The sequence below is a fragment of the Shewanella sp. SW32 genome, from assembly GCF_025653365.1.
Lineage (GTDB): Bacteria > Pseudomonadota > Gammaproteobacteria > Enterobacterales > Shewanellaceae > Shewanella > Shewanella oncorhynchi.
On record NZ_JAKKSJ010000031.1, the window covers coordinates 58705 to 64980 of the forward strand.

Below are 6276 nucleotides of genomic sequence, written 5' to 3' on the forward strand. Positions count from 1 at the left end.
GGGTAACTCTCAGTTTTATCTATCGCCCATGAATATCAAATAATGGCTAATGCACAGGGTATTCGTTTAGAAACGTACATTCATACCAACCCAGAAGTTACGGGCCTTATCTTTGTTATTAAAATCATCAACGTAAGATGCTGTGTATCCGTTTTGGCCATTATCGTCAGAGACACAAGTGGTGCTAGTGTCACTACATTCGGTGAAGACAATATCGTATGAAGTAAAATCTTTATCAAATAAGTTATTTACTCGCATGTTGAAGGTGACAAACTCACTCGCCTGATAAGAACCACCAAGATGGAACACGTCATAACCTTTATAGTAAAGTGCAGCATCATTAATGATATCCCAAGAGCGATAACGTTTAGCACGGTATTCTGAGGTCAAGAATACGTTAAATGAGTCGGTCAACTCCCATTTTAATGTCGCGTTTGCCATATGCTTGGCACTGTTCCCGAGTGGACGGCCTTGCTCTGCACCGCTTTTCTGCTCGCTATCTGTGTAGGTATAATTAGCATTTAACGTTAAGGCATCTAGAATTTCCCAACGTCCCGCGAGCTCAGCACCTTGAATAGTAACTTTATCTATGTTGACTGTTTTGCTACTGACTGCATAACCTAAATCAGCATATTCACCCGCATCGGAACATTCTATGCTCGTACCTTTACCACAGGGTTGTGAAGCAATCTTATCGTCAAAGTCATTTTTAAAGATAGTGACGTTAAAATTATGGCCATCTGGATGGGACCAATACAGGGCGACTTCGCTGGACACACTGGTTTCAGCTTCGAGATCTGGGTTACCAAATTGCGGTGAGGTTCCTTGGCCACCAAAGCCAACGACACCATCATACAATTGTGTGGTTTTAGGTGTTTTAAAACCTGTGCTCACCCCACCCTTTACAGTCCACTCATTATTAATGGTGTAAACGCCGTATAGACGTGGGCTGAGTTGGTTGCCAAATATTTCATGATCATCATGACGTAAACCCGCAGTAACAGATAAATCAGAAGTCATGCTCCATGTATCTTCAGCAAAAACAGACCACATATTGTGTTCTTGTACTGCGCCCGGCGTACCTTCTTCCATACCAAATACACCGTCTTTCAACTCACCACGAATCACCTGCGCCCCCGTCACTGCGACATGATTTCCTGCAGCTTCAAATGGAATATCGAGTTTCATATCAAGCGTATATTGATTACTTGCCATTTCGCGTTTAGGTCTAGGCAGGAAAGTGGATTCAGCAATCGCTTTACGTTCGGCTTCAGTCATGCCGATGTAATCCCCTTTACCATCAATCATCTGCAGTAGTAATACTCGCTCAGCAGTGGTAAATGGCAGTGTGCGGCCATTATTTTGTGTGTCGACATAGGATAGTGACACAAAGCTTGTACCAAAATCCCAAGCACCTTCATGGGTTAACGCCCAAGCATCACGGGTAAATTTTTGAGTCTCGCTGTAACCCGCTCGCGGATTTGAGCGTCTTGCCCATTCACCACCGCTGGCTAGACAAGCAGCCTCACGGGAACCTACGCCGCCTTTACAGAAGTTACTGGCAATCCAGAGACTATCGATATTATCAACTGTACCAAGCGGATACTCGCGTTCACCGTTATCATTGATCAGTGGCGTATTATCATAATCTTGAGATGAGGAATCTAAATCAAACCAAATTTTGTGATGTTCATTTAGCGTCCAACTTAAACTCCCACCTAACATATGATTTTCGTTATCGACGGTTTTACCGCCACCACCAAAACCGAGTGAACGAGTGCGTACTTCTCCATTAGGATAATCTACTGGTGCGTACTCTGGTGTAGACCCCATTCGATCATAAATACTGCCATGAATCGATAACCCAAGAACGCCTTTAATGAGGGGACCCATCACGCTGAAATCGGTAGTGATATCTTCGCCATAGGCATCATTGGTTTGATGAGTTCGGCTGTGAGTGATAGAGCCAGACCATTCGTCGCCCACTTTTTTAGTGATGATGTTCACCACACCACCGAGAGCATCTGCACCGTATAACGTTGATGCTGGCCCGCGAATAACTTCAATTCGATCAATAGCATCAAGTGGTGGTACATGACCAAATTGATTGCCTCCAAAACTGTTTGGATAAATATCACCATGGTTATTCTGACGCTTACCATCGACAAGGATTAAGGTATAGTCAGATCCCATACCGCGTAGACTGATGGTACCTTGCCCTGTTTTATCACGGGTTTCACCAATATCAACCCCTTCCAAATCACGCACTGCATCTAGGAGAGTGGTATAAGGTTTTATCATCAAATCTTCTTGGGTGATAACAGAAATACTGGCTGGTGCATCAACCAATTTCTGTTCATATCCAGAGGCAGTAACAACCATAACTTCCATTTTTCTGTCGGGAGCCTCTTCGGCTTGGACAAAATTACCCGTAAATACAGCGGTAATGGCAACTGCCAAGCAAGTTTGACGAAATAACATAAACCTCTCCTGTTTAGTAAACTTAGTTTACAAATGTAACTTATAAATGATTTCGCGAATGATAATGATTAACATTAGTGAGATCAATCAAAAGTTGAATACAACAGAAATAACATTTACGTTTATAAAGTAATCACATTCCAGAAAGAGTTTTTGACATGAACTTTGAAGTTATTAGTGAAGAAAATATCGCGATTGTGGATGCGCTGGTAGACGGCGTTTGGCAATTTAATGCTGGGCAATCAGTGCCTTTGACTGTCATAGCACGTGATGAAAATGGCAAGTTGATTGGTGGTGTGGGTGGCCGGACTATCTATAAAAACTTCTTAATCAATGTTGTCTGGGTTGATGACCAAACCAGAGGCTCTGGGCTTGGGCATAAACTGATGGCACTTGCCGAAGCTGAGGCGAAACAGCGGGGTTGCTTGGTAGCTCAAGTGGATACCTTATCGATTCAAGCACCTGTGTTTTATGAAAAACAAGGGGTTGAGATCATAGGCACAGTCACCACTACCCCTCAGCGCATCTTTCTGATGAAGAAGTATTGATCAAAAAAGCGATTGAGAAACTGGCTGAATAAGCGCCCTTAGCAATGGTCGAAATGGGCGTTTTGCATGCAAAGTAGACCAATTTGCTCTTGGGATAAAATGGCGCACTCCAGCGCCTTTTTTGTATTCGCGCGGCTGACTTGCTCATCCGTCAGTTGCGTTAACGTCGCTGAATAGGCATTGGTTCGGCCACAATCGAGCCAAATGTTCCCCACTTGTACCCAATAATGCTGCAATGCACCTAAGTCAGATAAAAACTCGACTTCAAATCCCCTCGCCTCACATTCATGGTGAGTGCACTCAGATAGGACCAATCTCAAGTTGTCCCAAGCCGATAAATTGACTTCGGCATAGACCGTTAATAGTGACTCAACAAATTGTACATGCATGTATTTATCTCCGTTATTTAACCTGAACTCGGGTTATTTACACAGTAGAGATTGAATCCTTAATTTCTATCATCGAACAACTAAGCTTGGGTCTTTGCCGCCATTAAATAGTAATCCCGCGCCGACACAGTGAAAAAATCCACCACCTGCATGTGCGCTTTACCCGAGTGAGCGGCAAAGGAACGTTCATTATCTTCAGCAATAAAGGTCAACATATAGCTAAAATGCGGAGCAACTTGGCGACGAATTTCATGGACTAATGCCTCGAAAATCCCTTGCCCACGGTAGGCTTGCTGCACCCATATCGGCCCGTATTGGCAAGAATTGACCTTAGTTAATTTAGGTCCATCCCAATCGAGTTGCCCTAAACGATTCAACAAAGTGCGGTAAATGGGCCAATGTTCGAAAAATCCCCAACGGCCTGCAATCACATAACCGACGATCTGCTGTTCTACCAGTGCCACTACGACCCAATGATGCTGCACTAATTCGCTCAGTTCACCGTGGGAAAAAGCTTGCCCTTGTAACCCCATACTGGCGGAAGCTAATTCATCATTAAGATGTTTTTTCTCTAGCATCGCTAATAAATCAACATCTTGGGGTAAGGCTAGTCTAATTTTCACAGTATTCTCACAGCATTATTTCTGCTTTTGGCCCAATTTCAGCCCGCCAGTATACTCGGTTGGGTTAATAGGCACAGCAAGAACAAGGCAATATTTAGGGCTTTGATTTGCTAAATATCCTTTTATTTCCCAAACTTAATGGATATTTAGCCATAGTTAGGCGTTTGTATGTTGCCAGAAACCATTAATCCCAACTTGAGTTTACTTGATAGCGACAATCAACAAGTGAATCTCACTCGCTGGATGCACCAATGTGAGCTCATCAAAAGCTATTACAACGCTAACACGGTTTTTATATTCCAAAAGACCAGCGCAGGATTTGAGATCATTGTCAGCGCAATCACTGAAACACCACAATTTACCGCGGGCACTTTGTACTCCGCAGAACTCGAACTTTTTACACAGATACAAAACAGCCAACCTGATGTTTTATATCAAAACCTCGGCAGCTTTATGTTAGAGGATTTACCAAGGGATTTTGATGGTATTCAGTATATTCTCTCACGTCCTATCGCTTGGCCGGATGGTAGCCAATTTGGTGCCCTGTGTGTACTCAACCCGCATATAACAGAGCCACTAGTCAATGCCGCTATGCTCGAACCGTTTCAGATTTTACTGCAACAGGAATTATCCCTTCTGTGTCAGAACCATAGAATTGAATCCCTTTCGATGCGCGATCAAGAAACGGGCATGCTCAACCATTACGGCTTCTTGATGATGGCGCCAAGACAGCTCAATTTAGGCCGCCGCTTTGGCGCCCATGCAGGTATCATCTTCTTTGAATTACTGAGCACGGATAACACTCCAATACCACTCGAAAATAATCACCACAGACTGTTAGGCAAGTTAATCCAAGATACGATAAGAACCGCTGACGTTGCCGCCCATTACAACAGCACTCAATTTGTGGTACTGGCCTTTGTGGATGGTGAACGGGATGTTCTACATATTATGAAGCGAGTAGAAAAGCAGCTAGAACAACAAAACCATCAGCTAAAACTCGATGTGAGCTACAGTTTTTTTACCCCAGAATCCAGCGCCAAACTTGCACCTATGATGGAACTCGCACGGGGTAAACTCGATTCAATGCGCCCACCTGTATCCCAAGCCGCAGACACGCCAGTAGAACCCGCCATTGACTCAAGCTTGTACGATAATCCCGCCGCAGATTCGGCAAAGCTTTGATTTAATGAAATTTAGACTTAATTAGGCAGTACAAAATTACTTGGGATGCTCATCTTGGCGCTTCGCCCATTGGATAAACAGCACCACAGGATAGGGCGACATTAAGACTAATCCTAAACCAATCAGACTTGAGATCAATAACATGCCGCTTATCTCTAGACTCCATTGCGTCAACATATAAAACCCAAGTCCACAAACTAGCATCAATACACCTAACCAATGTAAAAACTTCAACAAATTCAGAGTACTTTTAAATGAGCCTGTCATATAAACCCCTTTAGATCTTACGAAAAACTTGTCACACTATGGCCATAATCATGGAAAAAAGGAACCGCAACGATGTTAAAACAAACATTCATCTTAGGTGCATTACTCTTAGGCATCACAGCCTGCCAAAGTGCCGATATCACCCCAAATGATACCATTCCATTAGAAGGCCGCTGGCACATTGAAATGGTCCAAGGCCAACCGACTATCGATTACAGCCCAGCGCAAATCACCTTTGAGGCCGAAGGTAAATTACACGGCAACAACAGCTGCAATAACTTTTTCGGTCAATATACTCAGCAAGGCGAAGAGCTTAAGCTATCTCCTGCCGGTAGCACAATGAAAGCCTGCGTGGATGCCCTAATGCAGCAAGAGCACAAAGTGATGCAAGCTATGCCATTAGTTACCAAAGCAAAATTAGTACAAGGTCGACTTACCTTACTTAACAGCGACGACAAGCCAGTGTTAGTGTTAAGCCAAATGAAGTAACCATAAAACTTGTCAGCATAAAAAAACCGCCAATGGCGGTTTTTTAGTTAACCTGAGATCGGTTTAACAAGCCATAACTGTAATAGCATTAAACTCTGCGTTAGTGAGGTTCAGTTGTGGCTTATTGTCTTTCAATTGATAGGCGATGAGTCCGGCAATCATATTTAGCATAAAACCATGCACGCTGCGGTGTCTAGAGTGTTCTATTTGAGAGATATTTTTTAACTGGTCGTTGATGGTTTCTATGATGAAACGTCTCGACAGCATCGCTCTATCCCACAACAACATTGCCTT

The 6276-nt window shown here is 43.5% G+C and carries 8 protein-coding genes; 3 read left to right on the top strand and 5 right to left on the bottom strand.

The genetic code is table 11. The features are described 5' to 3' along the window. Positions 1 to 66: 66 nt before the first annotated feature. Positions 67 to 2481: a TonB-dependent receptor domain-containing protein gene (locus L5M28_RS17695; RefSeq protein WP_263196712.1), complete on the bottom strand. Its 2415-nt coding sequence runs from the start codon at positions 2479 to 2481 to the stop codon at positions 67 to 69. Between the two features lie 158 nt (positions 2482 to 2639). Here L5M28_RS17695 and L5M28_RS17700 point away from each other — a divergent pair, with 158 nt between their 5' ends. Further along, on the top strand, positions 2640 to 3029 hold the full coding sequence (locus L5M28_RS17700; protein ID WP_263196711.1) for a GNAT family N-acetyltransferase: 390 nt from the start codon (positions 2640 to 2642) through the stop codon (positions 3027 to 3029). A 38-nt stretch (positions 3030 to 3067) separates the two neighbouring features. Here the strand turns inward: L5M28_RS17700 and L5M28_RS17705 are convergent, their stop codons facing one another. Next, positions 3068 to 3418 (bottom strand): hypothetical protein, encoded by a 351-nt coding sequence (locus L5M28_RS17705; protein WP_263196709.1) that lies wholly within the window; start codon positions 3416 to 3418, stop codon positions 3068 to 3070. Between the two features lie 80 nt (positions 3419 to 3498). Then, positions 3499 to 4041, bottom strand: coding sequence for a GNAT family N-acetyltransferase (locus L5M28_RS17710; RefSeq protein ID WP_263196707.1), 543 nt, complete (start codon positions 4039 to 4041; stop codon positions 3499 to 3501). A gap of 168 nt (positions 4042 to 4209) precedes the next feature. On the opposite strand from L5M28_RS17710, the gene L5M28_RS17715 reads away from it, so the two are divergent. Beyond that, on the top strand, positions 4210 to 5226 hold the full coding sequence (locus L5M28_RS17715) for a GGDEF domain-containing protein (RefSeq protein ID WP_263196705.1): 1017 nt from the start codon (positions 4210 to 4212) through the stop codon (positions 5224 to 5226). A gap of 36 nt (positions 5227 to 5262) precedes the next feature. On the opposite strand, the gene L5M28_RS17720 is transcribed toward L5M28_RS17715, so the two are convergent. Then, a complete protein-coding gene (locus L5M28_RS17720; protein ID WP_263196703.1) occupies positions 5263 to 5493 on the bottom strand; it encodes a hypothetical protein in 231 nt (76 codons plus the stop codon). A 72-nt stretch (positions 5494 to 5565) separates the two neighbouring features. Between L5M28_RS17720 and L5M28_RS17725 the strand changes: the two genes are divergently transcribed. After that, positions 5566 to 5982: an META domain-containing protein gene (locus L5M28_RS17725; protein ID WP_263196701.1), complete on the top strand. Its 417-nt coding sequence runs from the start codon at positions 5566 to 5568 to the stop codon at positions 5980 to 5982. 63 nt (positions 5983 to 6045) lie between these two features. On the opposite strand, the gene L5M28_RS17730 is transcribed toward L5M28_RS17725, so the two are convergent. After that, the coding region (locus L5M28_RS17730; RefSeq protein ID WP_263197872.1) for a transposase at positions 6046 to 6276 on the bottom strand (231 nt) is incomplete at its 5' end.